The organism is Streptomyces sp. NPDC046866, assembly GCF_040704625.1.
GTDB lineage: Bacteria > Actinomycetota > Actinomycetes > Streptomycetales > Streptomycetaceae > Streptomyces.
The window spans coordinates 88,786-106,662 of record NZ_JBEYXN010000023.1; the positions used below are offsets into that span (position 1 = coordinate 88,786).

15 protein-coding genes and 3 pseudogenes are annotated in these 17,877 nt (G+C 70.6%); 5 read left to right on the plus strand and 13 right to left on the minus strand.

Going from position 1 to position 17,877, the window contains the following annotated elements; all coding sequences use genetic code 11:
* Positions 1-893: pseudogene (locus AB0953_RS27910) on the minus strand (IS110 family transposase); the annotation flags it as partial.
* Between the two features lie 219 nt (positions 894-1,112).
* Between AB0953_RS27910 and AB0953_RS27915 the strand changes: the two are divergent.
* Positions 1,113-1,593 (plus strand): annotated as a pseudogene (locus tag AB0953_RS27915) (IS5 family transposase); the annotation flags it as partial.
* A gap of 718 nt (positions 1,594-2,311) precedes the next feature.
* Here the strand turns inward: AB0953_RS27915 and AB0953_RS27920 are convergent.
* Together AB0953_RS27920 and AB0953_RS27925 are read right to left on the minus strand one after the other, a co-directional pair.
* Positions 2,312-2,977, minus strand: a complete 666-nt coding sequence (locus AB0953_RS27920; protein WP_366862328.1) for a recombinase family protein — start codon at positions 2,975-2,977, stop codon at positions 2,312-2,314.
* Positions 2,978-3,122: 145 nt separating this feature from the next.
* A complete protein-coding gene (locus AB0953_RS27925; RefSeq protein WP_366862329.1) occupies positions 3,123-3,974 on the minus strand; it encodes a helix-turn-helix transcriptional regulator in 852 nt (283 codons plus the stop codon).
* Positions 3,975-4,125: 151 nt separating this feature from the next.
* On the opposite strand from AB0953_RS27925, the gene AB0953_RS27930 reads away from it, so the two are divergent.
* From AB0953_RS27930 to AB0953_RS27945, 4 genes are all read left to right on the plus strand, one after another.
* Positions 4,126-5,520 carry an MFS transporter gene (locus tag AB0953_RS27930; RefSeq protein WP_366862330.1) on the plus strand — a complete coding sequence of 465 codons (1,395 nt, stop codon included), beginning with the start codon at positions 4,126-4,128 and terminating at the stop codon, positions 5,518-5,520.
* A gap of 78 nt (positions 5,521-5,598) precedes the next feature.
* Positions 5,599-5,919, plus strand: coding sequence for a carboxymuconolactone decarboxylase family protein (locus AB0953_RS27935; RefSeq protein WP_366862331.1), 321 nt, complete (start codon positions 5,599-5,601; stop codon positions 5,917-5,919).
* 32 nt (positions 5,920-5,951) lie between these two features.
* Entirely contained in the window at positions 5,952-6,350 is a 399-nt protein-coding gene (locus AB0953_RS27940; RefSeq protein WP_366862332.1) for a cupin domain-containing protein, read from the plus strand.
* A gap of 36 nt (positions 6,351-6,386) precedes the next feature.
* A complete protein-coding gene (locus AB0953_RS27945) occupies positions 6,387-7,403 on the plus strand; it encodes a zinc-dependent alcohol dehydrogenase family protein (protein WP_366862333.1) in 1,017 nt (338 codons plus the stop codon).
* A 32-nt stretch (positions 7,404-7,435) separates the two neighbouring features.
* Here the strand turns inward: AB0953_RS27945 and AB0953_RS27950 are convergent, their stop codons facing one another.
* The 10 genes and pseudogenes from AB0953_RS27950 to AB0953_RS27995 all read right to left on the minus strand — a co-directional run bounded on the left by AB0953_RS27950 (position 7,436) and on the right by AB0953_RS27995 (position 17,525).
* Entirely contained in the window at positions 7,436-10,480 is a 3,045-nt protein-coding gene (locus AB0953_RS27950; RefSeq protein WP_366862334.1) for a Tn3 family transposase, read from the minus strand.
* Positions 10,481-10,588: 108 nt separating this feature from the next.
* Positions 10,589-11,653 (minus strand): serine hydrolase domain-containing protein, encoded by a 1,065-nt coding sequence (locus tag AB0953_RS27955; protein WP_366862335.1) that lies wholly within the window; start codon positions 11,651-11,653, stop codon positions 10,589-10,591.
* 86 nt (positions 11,654-11,739) lie between these two features.
* Positions 11,740-12,161 (minus strand): annotated as a pseudogene (locus AB0953_RS27960) (glycosyltransferase); the annotation flags it as partial.
* A gap of 543 nt (positions 12,162-12,704) precedes the next feature.
* Entirely contained in the window at positions 12,705-13,424 is a 720-nt protein-coding gene (locus AB0953_RS27965) for a hypothetical protein (RefSeq protein WP_366862336.1), read from the minus strand.
* A 13-nt stretch (positions 13,425-13,437) separates the two neighbouring features.
* Positions 13,438-14,112, minus strand: coding sequence for a pentapeptide repeat-containing protein (locus AB0953_RS27970; RefSeq protein WP_366862337.1), 675 nt, complete (start codon positions 14,110-14,112; stop codon positions 13,438-13,440).
* 65 nt (positions 14,113-14,177) lie between these two features.
* On the minus strand, positions 14,178-14,435 hold the full coding sequence (gene amcA, locus AB0953_RS27975) for a multiple cyclophane-containing RiPP AmcA (RefSeq protein ID WP_366862338.1): 258 nt from the start codon (positions 14,433-14,435) through the stop codon (positions 14,178-14,180).
* Complete coding sequence (gene amcB / locus AB0953_RS27980) at positions 14,413-15,531, minus strand: cyclophane-forming radical SAM peptide maturase AmcB (protein WP_366862339.1); 1,119 nt, start codon at positions 15,529-15,531, stop codon at positions 14,413-14,415. Before amcB ends, amcA begins: the two co-directional genes overlap by 23 nt.
* Positions 15,532-15,617: 86 nt before the next feature.
* On the minus strand, positions 15,618-15,827 hold the full coding sequence (locus AB0953_RS27985) for a hypothetical protein (protein WP_366862340.1): 210 nt from the start codon (positions 15,825-15,827) through the stop codon (positions 15,618-15,620).
* Positions 15,824-16,231 (minus strand): hypothetical protein, encoded by a 408-nt coding sequence (locus AB0953_RS27990; RefSeq protein WP_366862341.1) that lies wholly within the window; start codon positions 16,229-16,231, stop codon positions 15,824-15,826. The genes AB0953_RS27985 and AB0953_RS27990 overlap by 4 nt, the downstream gene beginning before the upstream one ends.
* Positions 16,232-16,289: 58 nt before the next feature.
* The gene (locus AB0953_RS27995; RefSeq protein WP_366862342.1) at positions 16,290-17,525 is read right to left on the minus strand and encodes a helix-turn-helix transcriptional regulator; all 1,236 of its coding nucleotides are present in this window, start codon (positions 17,523-17,525) and stop codon (positions 16,290-16,292) included.
* Positions 17,526-17,877: the final 352 nt, after the last annotated feature.

The window sequence follows — 17,877 nt, forward strand, 5'->3', positions numbered from 1 at the left end:
GGCTCCGTCGCCGACGTCGATGAGGATGCGGGCCGCGGTCTGACCCGATGCCGGGCATCGAGGTCAGGACCTGGGAAAGAGGGTGGGCCTCCAAGAGTTCCTCGATCCGGGCGGCAAGGGCTTTGCGCTGGTCAAGCACGGCCTGGAGCGAGCTGGCGAGGCTGGGAACGATCAGCGCGGCAGCATCGGTTCCGGGAACTACGACGGTCTGTTCGTCGAGTGCGGTGAAGATGTCCTCGACCAGCCGCTCGGCCATCCGCGGTGCTTTGGGACGTATCAAGGTCGCCAGGCGACGGCGTCCGGCTTTGCGGATCTGTGCAGGGGATCCGAACTGGTCGAGCAGTTTGCGCACGGCCGGGTGCTGAATGCGCGGACCCAGGACCCGCTCGAGGGACGGGTGGATCTGGGTGAGGAGACCGCGGAGACGGTTGGCGATGCGAGTGGACTCGCCCGCGAGGTCGTCGTCGAACCCGGCGATCATCGCGAGCTCGGCGACCGTCTCGTCCGCGGGATTGATCGTCCGCAGGGTGTGGGGCATCGCTCTGGCGGCGTCCGCGATGACGAACGCGTCGCGGGCGTCGGTTTTCGCCTCGCCGGGGTAGAGGTCGGCGATCCGCCGCATCGTGAGTCCGGGGAGGTAGGCGACCTGGCAGCCCGCGTCCCGGGCGACCGCCAGCGGCAGGGCCCCGATGGAAGCCGGCTGGTCAACGACCTCCAGTACCGTTCCGTGCTTGGGCCTGGAGCTTGTCGAACACCTCCCGCAGTCTCGGCTCGCTGTTGGGCAGCGGCTTGTCGAACACCTTCTTCCCCGCCCGGTTCACGGCGGTGGCGTGGTGGTCACCCTTGCCGACGTCCAGGCCCAGATAGACGTCAATGCCTGTCTCGTCCGACATGCCCTTCGCTCCCGCCCCTCGCCTGTTCCCGGCCCACCTGCGGCATCAGCGTGCCAGCATCCACGTTACGAAGAGACTGCCCGAAGGCGCTCGTGCCTCTAATCAGCGGTTTGCCAATGCCTCCGGCACCGGCGACACCACCTTTTCGATCATCTCGACTGGGGGCTCAAGTCATACCGGGGCCGAAGGCCGGGAGCCCCATTGCGAGGCCACGAAAACGGTAACGGGGCCCAGCCAGGCCCGTCGCCAGTCGACCGGGGGCGGGCCGGCTGCAAGCACCGCCTGATCACCGACGGACACGGCACCCCGCTCGGGTCATCTCACGGGCGGCAACCGCAACGACGTCACCCAGCTCGTGCCCCTGCTTGATGCCGTCCCGCCCGTCCGAGGCAGGCCCGGGCGGTCTCGCCGCAAGCCTCAGTCGGTCTTCGCCGACCACGGCTACGACCACGACATCTACCGCGACCAGGTCCGGGCCCGTCGGATCCTCCCCGTCATTGCCCGGCGCGGCACAGCCCATGGCAGCGGCTTGGGCACCTACCGGTGGGTGGTCGAGCGCACCTTCGCCTGGCTCCACGGTTTCAGACGACTCCGCGTCCGCTGGGAACGCCGAGCCGACATCCACGAAGCCTTCCTCAAGCGCGCGTGCTGCCTGATCACCCACCGCCAGGTGCTGTCCTTGGCCGGCCCGGCAAACTGATCGCATGAACCGAGACGCCCTGCAATCCGCACTGTCCCAGGATGGCTGCATCTCTGCACGCGCAGCTCTGGCCGAGTTGAAGGCAGGCGCGGACTTCAAGGTCTTCTTGAACCAAACGGCTTCTGCGTAACAGCTCTGGGACATCTGGTCCTGGCGGAACGAAGTCGTGCTCGACACGGGCGTCACACCTCGGCCCGGACTTGCGGAAGCCATCACCGGACTTGACCCCTCCCGCAGCCGCAGGACGACCGGCAGCCTGGACTGCTCCACGCACTCGCGGGGATGACTCTTGCGCGCAGCCACTTCAGCTTGGGGCCGGGCTGGTCCGCTTGGAAGAACGGCTTTGCGCCCGGCGGACTGGAGGCGCTCATCGGGGTGGACGCGCCGGAACGCCTTTTTGCCCGGTGCTGGCACCGGCGCAGAGCGCCTCAGCCGTCCATCCCACGCGAGTTGACGCTTATGCTGCCAGGGCACGCAGCACAACTACCCGCGCATTCGCCAAGGCAAGGAGAGCCAGCCGAGGGTGCGAGTAGCCATCGGCCAGCGGCACCCAGCAGGAACGCTGGTCCGGAGCGCCGGTGTAACCGCGCCAGATGAGGCCGTGACGCCAGTCCGTAGGGCAGGCCTCAGGCGTCGGTACCGGTCAGCTGGCGGCATGGTTTTAAGGGGCAGGGTTACGGCCCGTGGGGAGGATCGGTCCGATTTTTGGCGGTAGTGGTCAGCTGGCGCTGAGCTGGTTCGGGATGCGGCCGGAGGCGCGGAGTTCCTGCAGGTCGGGGATGTGGTTGTAGAGGGTGCCGGGGCTGACGCCGAGGATTTTGGCGATCGAGGTGATCGAGTTCTCCGGGTTGGGGAGCATGTCGCGGGCCGCCCGAATGATCTCGGGGGTGGCGACGCTGGGTCGCCCGCCGACCCGGCCGCGGGCGCGGGCGGCGTCCAGACCCTCGCGGGTGCCGGAGACGATCAACTCGCGAATGAACTCCGCGAGCGCGGCGAAGACGTGGAAGACCAGGCGGCCGCCAGGGGTGGTGGTGTCCAGGCGCTCGTGCAGCGAGCAGAAGCCGATCTCCCGGCGCCGGAGCTCGCCGACCATGTTCACCAAGTCCTTGAGGGATCGTCCGTAGCGGTCGAGCGCGGGGACGACCAGGGTGTCGCCGGCGGCGAGGAAGGCGTGGCAGGCCTTGAGCTCGGGTCGCAGGTCGTCCTTGCCGGACCTCTTGTCGGCGAAGATGCGGCGGCACCCGGCGGCGGTGAGGGCGTCGATCTGGCGGTCGAGCTTCTGCCCGCCGGTGGAGACCCGGGCGTAGCCGATGAGGATCTCGGTGCGGTGGACGGGTTCGGCGACCAGGAGGTCGAGCGCGTCGGGCTCGGAGGGGGTGCTCACGCCCGGGATTCTGTCAGAAAACGGTGCCCCGGAGTTCTTGAACAGCCCTGGTTTTTGAAGGAGTTTTTGAAGGCCCTGAGGGGTCGTTGGGCTGTCCGGCCGCTGGGCTTCAACAAACGATGGTTTTCTGAAGATCTGGGGAAGCCTAGAGGCGTGGGTGGGAAAGGCGCTGGAACGCGGTGGCGTGGGGCGCGGTGGCGGCGAGGGTGTAGGTGACGATGGTGAGGCCGGGGTCGGCGGGGATTTCGAGGGCGTCGTAGTCGAGGTCGAGGTCGCCGACGTCGGGGTGGTGGAAGCGCTGCTGGCCGCTGCGGTAGTACTCGACGTCGTGGTCGTCCCAGCGCTGGGCGAATTCTTCGCTGTGGGTGGTGAGTTCGTCGATGAGGTCGGCGAGGTCGGTGTCGGCGGGGGTGCGGGCGGCTTCGGTGCGCAGGCTGCCGACGGCGTCGTGGGCGATGCGCTCCCAGTCGCGGTAGAACCGTCGTGCGCGGGGGTCGCGGAAGACGAAGCGGGCCAGGTTGGGGGGCTGCTCGTTGCTGTCGAGGGCCTCCGCGTACAGGGCGCGGGCGAGGGCGTTGGTGGCCAGGACGTCCAGGTGGGCGTTGCGGACGAAGGCGGCGGCCCCGGTCATGGCGTCGAGGATCTGCTGGAGGCTGGGCCGGACGTGGCTGGTGCCGCCGTCGCGGTCGGGGACGCGGTGGGGGTTGTTGGCGGCGCGGACGAGGGCGGCCAGGTGGGCACGCTCGACGTCGTCCAGGCGCAGGGCGCGGGCGAGGGCGTCGAGGATGTCTTCGGAGACGCCGCCGACGTTGCCGCGCTCGATGCGGGTGTAGTACTCGACGCTGATGGCGGCGAGCTGGGCGACCTCCGAGCGCCGTAGCCCGGAAACCTGCCGTCGGCCGCCGAAGTCGGGCAGGCCGGCTTCCTGGGGGGTGAGGCGGGCGCGGCGGCTGGTGAGGAAGGTGCGGATGTCTTCGCGGACGGTGTCGGCTGGCACCGCTCCAGCGTAGGCCGGTGCTGCGGGCGGGGGTCCCTGCCAGTACCCCTCCCAGCAAGGACTCCCAGGTCAGAGGCGGTGCGTGGTTCCGTGGAGGGGTGAGCGGGCCAGCAGGTCGGCCCGAACCTCCAAGGGAAGGATCCCGCCCGCCATGACCGTCACCGCTTCCTCGCCCAGCTCGGCGCCGGTGGCCACGGCCGGCACCGACCGGCACGCCGCGGCGACGCTGGCCGCCGCCGTCCTGGGCTTCTTCGTGATCACCCTGGACGCGACGATCGTGAACGTCGCCCTGCCCTCGATCCGCAGTGCGCTCGGCGGCGGGATCACCGGCCTGCAATGGGTGGTCGACGGCTACACGCTGATGTTCGCCGCCCTGCTGCTCTCCGCCGGCGCCCTGTCGGACCGGATCGGCGCGCGCAAGGCGTTCGCCGGCGGCCTGGTCCTGTTCGTGGTCGCCTCTTTGGCGTGCGGGCTGGCCCCGTCGCTGCCGGCCCTCGTCGCCGCCCGCGTGGTGCAGGGCATCGGCGCAGCCGTGACCATGCCGACCTCGATGGCGCTGGTCCGGCACGCCTTCCCCGACCCGGCCCGCCGGGCCCGCGCGGTGGGGGTGTGGGCGATGGGCGGCGCCATAGCCGCCGCAGCGGGCCCGGTGCTCGGCGGTGTGCTGAGCCTGGCCTCCTGGCGGATGATCTTCTTCATCAACCTGCCGGTCGGCCTGCTCACCCTGGCACTGCTCGCCCGTAGCCCGAAGTCGCCGACCCGTCCGGCGCCGTTCGACTGGATCGGGCAGGTCACCGGCATCCTCGCGATGGGCGGTCTGACGTTCGGCGCGATCGAGGCCGGCGAAGCCGGGTTCACCGCCCCGAAGGTACTGCTCTCGCTCGCCGTCGCCGTCGTGGCCCTGGCCGCGTTCGTGCTGGCGCAGGCCAAGGGGGCGCACCCGATGGTGCCGCTGTCCCTGTTCCGGTCCAAGACGGTGGTGATCGTCACCGGGATCGGCTTCGCGTTCATGGTCGGCTTCTACGGGCTGCCGTTCGTCTTCAGCCTCGACTTCCAGCAGCAGCACGGCCTGTCCGCGCTCGGGGCCGGGATCGCGTTCCTGCCGATGATGCTGCTCAGCGCCTGCCTGACCCCGTTCTCTGCACGCATCGTGGAGCGCACCGGCCCCCGCCTGCCGGTCATCGCCGGGCTGGCACTGATCGCGGCCGGATCCGTCGCCCTGGCCCTCGTGCCCGGGTCGGCACCGGTGTGGGTGAGCGCCCTGCTACTGGTCCCCGTCGGGCTGGCCGGCCCTCTGGTGATGCCACCGGCCACCGCACTGCTGCTAGAGCACGTCCCGGCCGAGCAGACCGGCACCGCCAGCGGGGTGTTCAACACCAGCCGCCAGATCGGCGGGGCACTGGCCGTCGCGGTCTTCGGCGCCCTGATCTCCGGCACGGCCGGCTTCCAGCACGGCCTGCGCCTCAGCCTCGCCCTGGCCGCCGCCGTCGCTCTGGGCGCGGCGCTGGCCGCCACCCGCATGGCCGCCGCCCGGCGCGGCAACTGAGCCCGCCCACACAGGCAACGGCACCGTCAGGCACCACCACCGCCCCGCCGCTGCGGGGCCCGACGAAAGGAAACCCTCATGCCCAGCACTGAGCCCTCGGGCGCGGCGAAGATGTTCGGCGACTTCGCCCCGCAACTGGTGCACTTCACCGACGACGTCCTGTTCGGCGAGGTCTGGCAGCGCCCCGGCCTCACTCCCCGCGACCGCTCGCTGATCACCGTCGCCAGCCTGGTCACCGGCGGCAGCACCGAGCAGCTGCGCCACCACCTAGGCCGTGCCAAGGACAACGGCGTCACCGAGGCCCAGCTGATCGAGGCCATCACCCACCTCGCCTTCTACACCGGCTGGCCGCGCGCCATGTCCGCCATGGCCGTCGCCAAGGACCTCTTCGCCAGCTGACACGCCCTCTATCTCGTTCAAGGAGTCACCTGATGGAACTGCGCACGCGTCCCGCCACCGCCAAGCTGCCGGAGAAGATGTTCACCGGCGACGCCTGGGCCGACGTCATCCACCGCGGTGAGGAGCCGTCCAGGATGCGGGCCAATGCGGTGCACTTCGCACCGGGCGCCCGCACCGCCTGGCACTCCCACGGCATCGGCCAGACCCTCTACATCGTCGAGGGCATTGCCCTGATCCAGTCTCGCGGCGGCCAGATCCTCGAAGCCCACCCGGGCCAGGTGATCTGGACCCCGCCGGGCGAGGAGCACTGGCACGGCGCCGCCCCTAACCACTTCATGACCCACATCGCGCTGTGGGAGGGCGACGACGTCGACTGGCTCGACCACGTCACCGACGCCGAATACACCGGCCCCCGCACCCGCGAACTCTGACCTCCCCTCCGCACCGACCACCAGGAGCACCCCGCCATGCGTGCCACCGTCCTGTACGGCCCCAGGGACGTCCGCGTCGAGGAACGCGACACCCCTCAGATCCTCAAGCCCACCGACGCGGTCATCCGCACGTTCGCCACCTGCGTGTGCGGCTCCGACCTGTGGGACTACCGCGGCATCAACCCCGCCAAGGACCCCGGCCCCATCGGCCACGAGTACGTCGGCATCGTCGAAGAGACCGGCGACGACGTCACCACCGTGCGGCCGGGCCAGTTCGTCGTCGGCTCCTTCTTCGCCAGCGACGGCACTTGCGCCAACTGCCGAAACGGCTACCCCAGCAACTGCCTGAACCGCGAGTTCGTCGGCGGCTGCCAGGCCGAGTACATCCGCATCCCCTGGGCCGACGGCACCCTGGTCGCCACCCCCGACCTGCCCACCGACGCCCAAGTGCCCGACCTGCTGGCCTGCTCCGACGTCATGGGCACCGGCTGGTGGGCCGCCGTCGCCGCCGGCGTACAGCGAGGTGACACCGTCGCCGTCGTCGGCGACGGCGCCGTCGGCCTGTCCGCCGTCCTGGCCGCCCGCGAACTCGGCGCCGAACGCATCATCGCCATGTCCCGCCACGAGGCACGCCAGAAGCTCGCCGCCGAGTTCGGCGCAACCGACGTCGTCGCCGAACGCGGTGACGAGGGCGTGGCCCGCATCAAGGACCTCACCGGCGGCGTCGGCGCCGACCGCGTCCTGGAATGCGTCGGCACCGACGAGTCCACCCGGCAGGCCCTGAACTCCACCCGGCCCGGCGGCGGCGTCGGCATCGCCGGCGTCCCCCACGGCGTCCAGATCGACGGCACCGCCCTGTTCTACTCCCACGTCGCCGTCCAGGGCGGCCCCGCCCCTGTGCGCCGCTTCCTGCCCGACCTGGTCGACCGCGTCATGACCGACCGCATCAACCCCGGCCGCGTCTTCGACCTCACCCTGCCCCTCGACCAGGCCGCCGAGGGCTACCAGGCCATGGACGAACGGCGCGCCATCAAGGCCCTCCTCCGCCCCTGACCGACCTCACAGCCAAGAGTCGTCCTTCTCGGCTAGCGCCCGCCGGTCTCCGCGTCTTCGACCGACGGTTCGCGCAGCGGGCGCCGCCCGGCTTCGGCCGGACGGAAGAAGGCGTAGCGGCCGAGGAAGTTGATGTGGTCGAACTGGAGCGGAGACAGGCGGGCCAGCAGGTCGTCGGTGACGGGGAAGCCGTCCGCGGCGAGCTGCTTGGCGGCCCGGTCGAGATAGAGGCTGTTCCACAGCACCACGGCGTTCAGCGCCAGGCCAAGGGCACCGAGCTGATCCTCCATCCCTTCGCGGTAGTGCTGGCGCAGTTCGCCGCGCTGGCCGAAGAAGATCCGCCGGGCGAGGCGGTGGCGGGCCTCGGTGATGTTGAGCTGCTTGCCGATCATGCGGCGGTAGCCGTCGTCGGAGATGAACTGCAGCAGGTGCAGGGTCTTGAAGATCCGGCCGTAGTGGGCGAAGGCGTCGCCCAGGCCGGTGGGGCGGCCGTCGCGGGAGAGCATACGGATCAGGTCGTAGCCGCGGACCTCCCCGAGGGTCAGGGAGCCGGCCACGCGGAGCATGTCGCCCCAGTGGGCGCGGATGCGGTCCAGGCGCACGGTGTGGCGGGAGGCGTCTTGCAGCGGCCCGTAGTCGGCGCTGGCGTGTGTGCGCCACAGACGGGCATCGGAGATGTCGGCGATCCGCGGGGAGAACTGGTAGCCGCAGATCGCGAACAGCCCGAACACGATGTCGCTGTAGGAGGCGGTGTCGGTGACCACAGTCTCCGGCTTCGGCCCGCCGTCGCGGCCCAGCAGCGCGTCCAGGATGAACAGCGAGTCGCGCAGCGTGCCGGGCACCACCACCCCGCCTAGGCCCATGACCTGGTCGTTGACCACGTTCAACCAGGTTGCGCCCTTCTTGCGCAGCCCGAAGTACAGCGGGCTGTAGCCCGCGTGCAGGGTCTGGACGGGCACGGTGAAGCGCACCCCGTCGGCGGAGGCGACCAGCCCGCCGCCCCAGGCCCGGACGATGTCCACCTTCGCCTGCGCTTCGATCAGCATCCCGTTCGCGGCACTGATCGTCTCGGCCCGCACGTACCCCTGGTCGACCTGGACCAGGCGGGCGCGGGTGAGCGCGGGCACGTTGGGCTTGGCGACGGGGACCAGGCCGACGTTGCAGGCCTCCGCGAGCAGCAGTGCGCAGACGCTGACCTCGAAGTCGTCCATGTGCGGGTCGGCGCCGGAGATGTGGGTGAACGCGGTCGTCATGCCGGTCAGCTCGGCGACCTCCAGCAGCAGCTCGGGGAAGTCGACCTTCGGCAGCATGCTGTTGGCCAGCTGGCGGAAGGCTGGCATCAGGTTCGGTTCCGGCGCGGGGCCGAGGCGGTCCAGCTGCAGCTTGCCGTCCTTCACGCTCACCGCGCTGTTGGTCGGCAGCCCGGCGACGACCTGGTGGTAGGCGCCGTGCAGGGCGGAGGCGAGCTCTGCGAGGTGCGCGGCCGGTTCCGCCTCCAGCCCGAGCGCGGTCAGCACGGTCGCCTCGGCGCTCTCCCAGCGGTCGCCGGCCAGCAGCTTGGCGCGCGGGTCGCCCCACCGGTCCCCGTCCCGGGCGAACACGTCCCGGCGCCGCAGCGCGCGGTGCAGGTGCTCCAGCACGCAGAACGAGTACGCCGCCTTCTCCACGCACCCCGGCTCGGTGTCCGGGTTGGCGAACACCAGGCGCCGCCACGAGCCAGTCACCAGCTGCTGGTCCACCTCGGACGCGGCGACCTTGCGCCGGCCGACCAGGTGCGGCAACTGCTTGAGCGCCTTCACCACCGGCGCCCCGGCTGCCACCGCGCCGAAGTCCACGGTGTCCACCAGCAGCCGGATGAAGCCGCGCACCGTGCTGTACCGGGAGGCGAGCGCGGCCCGCCACTCGGCGTCCTCGTCCCCGTCGCCGTCAGGCACGCACTCCGCGATCGTGGCCAGCGCCTCGGCGAGCTTGGCACGCGGCACCACCTTCTCGATCGCCTCCCAGGCGTCCAGCACCGACACCGCCTCGCCGTCCACCGTCGCCGGGGCGGTGTCCAGCAGCACCTCCACCGCCTTGGCCACCCGCCCGGCCGCCTTCTTCAGCTTCGGCAGGGACTTGAGCTTCTCCTCCCGGCCGATCCGCTCCGCCCGCCCCAGCAGCCGGCTGCCCATCAGCACGTCGAGCAGGTCCAAGGCGTCGTCCACCGACGCGGTCTCCAGATGCCGCACCGTGGCCAGCACCGTCGCGGTCTTCCGCGTCTCCTCCAGGTCCCGCAAGGTCGGTGCCTTCGAGCCCATCCCGTACCGGGCCAGCGCCGCCATCCGCGCCGCCGGCACCCCGCCGGTGTCCACCAGGCCCGCCCCGAGCGCGCGCACCTCCCGCGCCCGGTCCAGCGCCTCGCGCATCGCCGTGCCCGACACACGCACCGGCCCGGTCCGCAGCCGCTCCAGCTCCGAGACCCGCTTCCCGTCCGGGACCTTCAGCAGCTCGCGCATCGCCTGCCGCAGCTCCTCTGGCACCGCCTCGTCCAGCGTCCGGTACAGCTCGGTCATCTCCTTCGCACGGGTCTCGGCCACCAGTCGGGTCAGCGTCGTGATCCCCGGCAGCAGCACCCGGTTCTCCACCAGCCACACCACCGCCCGGTCGAACAGCGCCCGCGGACCCTCCACCGACGCCCACACCCGCGCCGCCACGAACGCCCGCACCTCCAGCTCGGCGGCGGAGAACTCCCGGTAGCCGTACTCCTCGCGGATCTCCCAGCTGTGCTCGTACGCCGTCTTCGGCCGGCCCCCGTACTCCGCCAACACCTCCGGCGCCACCCCGAGCTGCTCGGCGACGAAGGCCACGACCGCGGCGGGTACCCCGGCCGGGTCGTCCAGCAGGAACGTGCCGAGCATCCGCACCGTCCCCCACTGCACCGCCCAGCCCAACCTGGTCCCATCACGCCGCTTGCCGGCCGCGAGCTCCCGGGCCCGGGCGTCCAGACGGAAGAACTGCTCCAGCTCGCCCGGGGTGGGCTCGGCGGCGAACCGGCCGTAGCGGGAGACCTGGTCATCGGAGAGGAAATCAACTGGCATGAGCCGGAACGTAGGGCCGCTGATCAGCCCAAACGGCCTGAGTCACCGAACCGGTACCGAGATCACCGGTCTACCGCCAAAACCCGGACCGATCCTCCCCGGAGGCCGTTACATGCCGCATGCATTCATGTGAAGCGGCGTGGTGAGCGCGGTGGCACGGAAGGCGTCGCGGATCTCCGTCAGGGGTTCGCGGTCGCGGTTGAACCGGAGCTTGTTGGTGAGGAGGACGGCCCAGCGGTCCTGGGCTGGGCTGATCCACATTCCCGTGCCGGTGAACCCGTAGTGGACCCAGACGTCCTCGGCGGGGTCGGTGCGGGGGGCGGGGTGCCAGAAGAGGCCGCGGGCGGGGGTGAGGGTGCCGGTCTGGATGCGGAGGGAGTCCGCGGTCCAGGCGTGGCCGAAGGCGGCCCGGGTTGGGGCGAGCATGTGGCGGAGGAAGAGGGAGAGGTCGTCGAGGACGGAGAAGACGCCGGCGATGCCGCAGACGCCGCCGAGGAGGCGGGCGGAGAAGTCGTGGGCGGTGCCCTTGAGGTGGGTGCCGGTGGTCTCGTCGTACTCGGTGGGGGCGCAGCGGGCCGCCTCGATGGTGGGGAGGGGACCGAAGCGGGTGTGGGTCATGCCCAGGGGATGCCAGACACGGTCGGTGGCGAGCTGCTCCAGAGGCTGGCCCGAAAGGTGTTCGGCGAGGTAGCCGAGGATCAGGGCGGCCCGGTCTGTGTACTCGACGGCCTCGCCCGGCGGGCGGTGGAGGGCTTCGTGGAGGACGCCGTCGCGGATGTCCTGGGGGTCGGTGCCGTAGAGGTTCTTCAGGTTGGCGCGCAGGGGTAGGCCCGCGGTGTGGGTCAGGAGGTGGTGGGCCGTAGCCCCGGCCAGGGGGTGGCCGGCGACCTCGTCCCAGAACGCGCCCAGTGGGGCGCGGAGGTCGAGTTTGCCCTCTTCGACGAGCGTGCCGACCGTGGACCACACGGCGAGGATCTTGGTGAGGCTGGCCACGTCGAAGACGGTGTCCAGCCGCATGGGCTCGTCGGGCCGGTCGGGGTCGAGGAGGCCGACGGCTCCGCTCGCGCGGGTGCCGTCGGCGTCCCCGACCGCCCACACCGCGCCGGGGTAGACCTCCTCGCGCACGCCGGTCTTGAGAAGGTCTTCGACATGGGCGGTGGAGGGCGTGGTCATGGTCTCCCGATCGTCGTACAGCCGCGGGTGGTCCGCTGGCCAGCCTAGTGACGTGCCGGGGCCGGACTGACTGCGCCACGGGGGTGTCAGGTGAGCCGTCGGCCGAGTTCGGTGATGGCCGAGGCGGTGGCGCTGAGGGGAAAGCGGGCGGCGTTGGTGCGGCCGGCCCCGCGGAGCAGTTCGCGCAGGCCCGGTGTGGTGCGGAGGCGGTTGAGGTCGTGGGCCGCGGTGGCCGGGGTGGTGAAGTCGGTGGCCATGCCGGTGCCGGCGAGGGCCTCGGTGAGGCCGGGGACGGGTTGGTAGAGGACGGGGAGGCCGCAGGCCTGGGCTTCGGGGGCGACGAGGCCCATGGCCTCCAGGGTGGTGGAGGGCAGGGCACGGCCAGGACGTCGTGGTCGGCGAAGGCCTTCCACAGCTGCTGTCGGCGGAACCAGCCGAGGCAGCGGACGTGGACGCCGTGCTGGCGGATGACCGGTACGAGGTCCTGGAACTGACCTGGAGCGTGAAGAAGCCCCTGCCAGCACTTCGAGGAGCGTGAACCCCAGCAGGGGCTGATGAGCGGGGCCATGCGGCTTTCTGGTCCTTCAAAACGTGCGCGAGGCGTTCCCCGCCTTCGCTCGCACGTACGAGCTCCTCACGGCCGATCAGGCGTACGCGGTCACCCTCTGCGGCTCACACCTTCGCACCGCCGTGCCGCCGTCCGCGCCCGCCCGGGAGCCGGCGTCGTGATCGCATGTGAGCGGGATACCGGCCGAAGGGACCGCGCACCCCGCTGGAGAAGCTGAACCACCCCTCCCAGGTTTGGACGGTGCAGCAGCGACGAGAGGCTGGGATCCTCGATCGACCTTGCACGAGCCGCTCATGGGTCGATGACGACCACAGGATGAATATGGTGCGGGCGAAGAACGGGAGCTGGATGCCCCCGCCCGGTCTGGAGGGTGAAGCCACCGGAGATCGACATGGTCGAGGCTCCGCAGTGGGACGAGTAGGCACGCGCGACCACGCCCTGCTGTCCGGTGCTGCTGGAGGCGGGGCGCGGTGTAGTGGGCGGTCAGACCAGCGAGGGCAGGATGCCGCGGGGCCAGCGGCCGAGCCAGAACGCGGCGGCCGAAGGCTCGTCCTCACCCTCGGTGGAGCCGTCGTGCAGCAGGTACTCGGTGGGTGCGACGTAGCCGTCGCCGGGCGAGAGGCGTATTCGGACGATGCGGATGGGGCGGCCACCGGCCACGTAGGCGCGGTAGTCCTGGGTGTGGGGGTATCGCTGGGCGTGGTCGTCTGGGTGTATGGCCCGGCAGACCGCTTGGGCGTCGATGGCGCCGAGGATGATGTACCGGGTGCCGGGGCCGAGGTTGAGGCAGAGTCTGCGGCGCCCAGTGTGCTTGTCGGCGTACGCGAGCTTGTCCCAGTTGTCGAGGTGCAGCCCGATCAGCAGGCGGTCTTCGTAGTTGTCGGTCGTGGTGGTCATGCCGGGCTTGGCAAGGGCCTGACCGAGGTAGATGGCGTCCGGGTCGCCCAGGGCCCGGGCGAGGTCGTCGAGCAGGAGACCGTCCTGGAAGGGGGGCCGGACGATCTCCACGAGCGTGCTGTCCAGGGGCCTGCGCGGCGCGGTGACCGCCTTGACGTCTGCTTCGGTCATGGGACGCCAATGTCCGGCGGGGACGACGGAGCCGGGCTCGTAGGCGTTCTCCTCGGGGCGGCTGGTGCGGACGGTGGCGACCTCGCAGCGGGCGCGAAGGGCGGCCTGGTCGGCGTAGGCGATGTGGAGGGGCACGTGGTCTCCTGGTTCAGTCGTCTCCGAAGGTGATGTCGAGTTCGTTGACGAGGGCCTCGGCGAGCTGGTCCTGCTGGGCGTGGTCGATGCGGACCTTGGTGAGGTTGGCGACGCCGCGGATCTGGGAGAGGTCGTTCTCGCGCAGGTCGGTGTCCCGGTAGCGGCCGGCGCCGAATGCGGTGAGCCGGAACTGGCAGTCGGTGAATACGACGTCGGACAGGTCGCAGTCGGCGAAGGTGGCCTCGGACAGCACGCAGCCGATGAAAGCGACGGGGCCGGTGGCGCGGACCTTCTCGAAGGTGGCGTAGTCGAACTTGCAGCCCTCGAACAGGACGTCATCGAGCACCAGGCCGTCGAGGGCAGCACCCATCAGCTTGGTGTCCCGGACGTGGACCCGGGTCAGCTTGCTGTCGCTCCAGCGGGCCGAGCCGAGGTCGCTTCCCGTGATCTCCACGCCGTGCAGGTTCAGGCTTTCGAATTCGGTCCGCTTCGCGCGCAGGCCGGTGATGCGGCCGGTGACGAGCTGGGTGTCCGCGAGATCGAGGGCGCGGAGGTCGGCATCCCCGTAGGCGAAGTCCCGGACGGTGCCGCGCGGGCTGTCGAGCGTGTCGACGTTCCCCAGGTAAAGGCCCGGCTCGTCGAGCTCGGGCAGGGTGACGGAGATGCGTCCGAACGTGCGGGTGGCCATGGTGCTCCTTGTCGTCGGGGCGGGGGGCGGCCCCCTGTGACGGACCGCCCCGAGAGATGCCGCGGCTACTTGTTCTTCCAGTTGTCCCAAGTGGGCCGGTTGTCGAACTTGGAGGTGGGGTTGTCCCACGTGGGGCGGTTGTCGAACGCGGCGAGCGGCTGCGCGCTGTAGGTGGGCTTGTTGTCGAACTCGGTGTTGTCGAAGGTGGGGAAGTTCTCCCAGTGAGCGACGGGGGCGGTGCCGGCGGCCTCCAGGAGGGACTCGAAGCCCCGCGCCGAGTCCATCACGAGCGTGGTGGCGTCAGTGGGGGTGTGCGCGAGCATGTTGGGTCACTCCTTCGAGTAGGGCGATCTTGGCGGTGGTGCAGTACCGGGTACGGGTGCCGTCGAGTCGGCCGTTGTGCTCGAAGTACCGGTTCGCGGCGTGGGCGCCCCCGCAGAACGCGAAGGCGGGGCAGGTGGCGCGGCACGTGTCCACGCCCGTCCAGAACTCGGGGATCCAGGGGGTGCGCTTCTCGGCCTCGGCGACGAGGACGTCCAGCCCGTCCTTGAGCACGTTGCCGGTGGTGAAGTCGCCGAACCGGGCGTCGGTGAACCCGGCCAGCTCGGGGGACAGCATGATCACGCCGCCGTCGTAGGCGATGGTGGGCATCGGATCCCAGGGGGCGGAGGTCGGGGTGGGGGCTGTGTTGTGGCCCCCGAGGACGGCCCCGGCGAAGTTGAGGACGCGCTGTACCTCGCGCAGGCGGGTGACGGGGTTGGCCCGCCAGGCGTCGGCGAGGGCGGTCCAGAACTCCGCAGCCCGTACGGCGTCCGCTTCTTTGGCACCGACGTTCACGCCCTCTTCCTCTTCGACGTTGACGCCGAGGGTGGTCACACCGAGCTCGGCGAAGAACTCGTAGAAGCGGGCGGCGTCGGCCGGGTTCGGGTCGGAGACGACCGCGATGGCGGAGAAGGGAATGCCGTGCCGTTGCAGGCGCTCGATGCCGCGCATGGTGACGCGGAAGCCGGGGTGGCCGGCGAGGGTGACGCGATGGGTGTTCATGTCCTCGGGGCCGTCGATGCTGACGCCCACATGCATCTCGTGCTCCTGGAAGAAGCCGCACCACGCGTCGTCGATCAGGGCGGCGTTCGTCTGCACGCTGTGCGTGACGCCCTCGAACGGGGCCATCAGGGCGCCCAGGTGCTCGCGGCCGGTGGCCAGCGGCTCCCCGCCGTGCCACACGACCTCGAACCGCGGGTTGTCGGCGGCCCAGACGTTGACGGGCTTGGCCACCGCCTCCGCGATGTCCACGGTCATGAGGTTCTTGATCTTGCGGAACGGCAGGTAGCAGTACGTGCAGTCCATGGGAAGGCACTGGGTTGTCGGCTGCATGATGACCGAGCCGGGCCTGGTCGCGAGCCGTAAGGCGCTGTGCATCGTGCTCCTCTCGATCGGGTTCGAGTGGTGCATCCCGCCCCGGGGCGATGGTGCTGTAGGAGGTGCCGGGGCGGGAAGCCCTGAAGTCAGCGGGCGTCGGCCTGGCGGAGCGCCTGGTGGTCGGCCACCACCCACTCGCGTCCGCCGCCCTCGGGCCGCAGGAAGATGGCTTCGGGAATGACGCGGCAGGTCTGGGGGTCCACCCACTCGCCGACGAACTGCACGATTCCCTCGCGGTCCTCGCGGGGGTCCAGGACGCGGGCACCTTCGTGCAGCCAGGAGGGGCGCTTGCTCATGCCACACCGTCCGGGACGGCCGACTTCAGGAAACGCGCCATGCCGCGCTCGGCTCGCACCTTCAGAGAAGGGCTGGGGTCGGGGCTGTCACCGAACGGGTCAGCCCATGGGGGGTACTCGGGCTCATGCTGAACCGTGGCGCCCGGCATCCGCTGGGGAAGCGGGGCGGGGGCGTCCTCCGGGGGCGCTAGGGTGTCGAGGGAGGCGTTCCAGCCCTCTTCACCGCCGCCTTCGGGGACAAGGCGGTAGAACGCGATCCCGGTGTCCTCGGGGACGCCTATGACCACGCCCGTGCGGGAGGTGGCGGTGTCGTACGCGAGATCGCCGCGCAGGGGCCAGCGCGGATCGGGGTCGTCCGGCTGCTGTCGTACGCGGGCCGGGTCAGTGCGACGCGTCGAAGTCATGTAGCGGAACGTATGCGCCCCGCTACAGGCCAATATGAATCCGCGGAATGTCCCCTGGTCAGTCGAGCGAAAATCGTCCGGTCATGCCGCGCAGGCGCTGCCGGGTAGCGACGCGCTCGGCATAGACGATCTTCCGCAGGGTGGCGCGGGCGACGGGGTGATTGCGGACGAGCTGCGGGGCGATGCGCTCGGCCGTTTCCAGCTCCGTCAGGGCTCGGTCCCGGTTGCCGTCCCACAGCCACGCGCGGGCGAGGTCCATGTGGTGGTGCCCGAGGCGAGACTTCGGCAGGACCGCGATGTGGGACGGGTCTGCGCCGCGGTTGAGGCGCAGTGCCTTGGTTTGGTCACTCATCTCCAGGGCCGCGCTGACGCTGTGGATGATGACGTTGCCGAGAGAGAAGGTGACCGAGTGCCGGTCATGGATCTCGGGGCCCACGTAGGCGTTGACGCGCTCGCCGGCCGTGCGAGCGAGGGCGAGGCGCTCGTCCGAACCGGCAGCGTTGCCACCGCGGGCGCAGGAGATCGCAGACCGCAGGTGCAGGGCGCCCCACATCCGCAGGGCGAGCGGGTCACCGGCCTCGTACTCGGCTTCGATGCTGGCGAGGGCCTTGTTCCCGAGGGCGAGGGCGTCGTCCCAGTCTGCGGAGGCCCAGGTGTCCCACATCCGCATCCAAAGGGCCATCGCGGGCATCATCGGGTCGCCGGAGAGCTGCGCCGACCAGGAGGCCCGCTCGCAGGCCATGGCGACGAGTTCGGGGTGCCCGAGGGCGTGGGCGGCGGTGTGGGCGAACTTGCAGCAGACGGCGTAGATGGAGAACGCCTCTTCGCGTTCGTGGCCGGTGGAGACCTCGGCGAGGGCGCGGGCCTCGCGGAGCATGTCCGGCAGCTCGGAGAGCACGGAGGCGTTGGCCGCGGCGTCCCTCAGGCGGACCAGGCGCTTCATGTCATGCCATAGCACCTCGGACGGGCGCGGGGTGCCGTCGAAGACGGGGGCCAGGTCGTAGCGGCGCAGCTCCCGCAGGATGGAGGCGGCGGACACCTGCCACTTCGTCTCGGCAGGAGTGCCGGTGTATGGGCGCTCGATCAGGATGTTCGGGTGGCAGTGCAGGGCGGCGGCCACGACGTTGATCAGCCCTGCCCGATCCAGCTCGATCTGCCCCTTCTCCAGCTTGGACACCCAGCTCTGAGTACGGCCCAGCGCGGCCGCGAGGTCGGCTTGAGTCATGCCGACGGAGAGCCGCTGACGCTTGACCCGCTGACCGATCCGCTCCTGCTCCTCGATGTACCCGCTCACATCCACCACCCCGATCTGCGACCGCTTCTGACGGGACGGTACCGCCGGGGCGTAGGGAGCGGCGGCCTTTGGCCAAGGATCTCGAATGCAGGAACAGGGGAGCCTTCGCTGGGCCGGGTCGAGGTTCGAGGCGGGGTCGGTGTGCTGGCCCTTCTGGACGGCGTCGGGTCAGGCTTCCGCTCGAGCACGCCTTCCGGCTCACCTGAAGTGGCAGCTCAGTAAGCCTGCTCCCCCGCACCCGCGGGGATGACCCCGAGAAGCTGGTGAAGAACCGCCACAACGACTTCTACTCCCCGCACCCGCGGGGATGAGCGCGACAAGGAAGCCCGCGTCTCCGCCGCTGTCTGCTCCC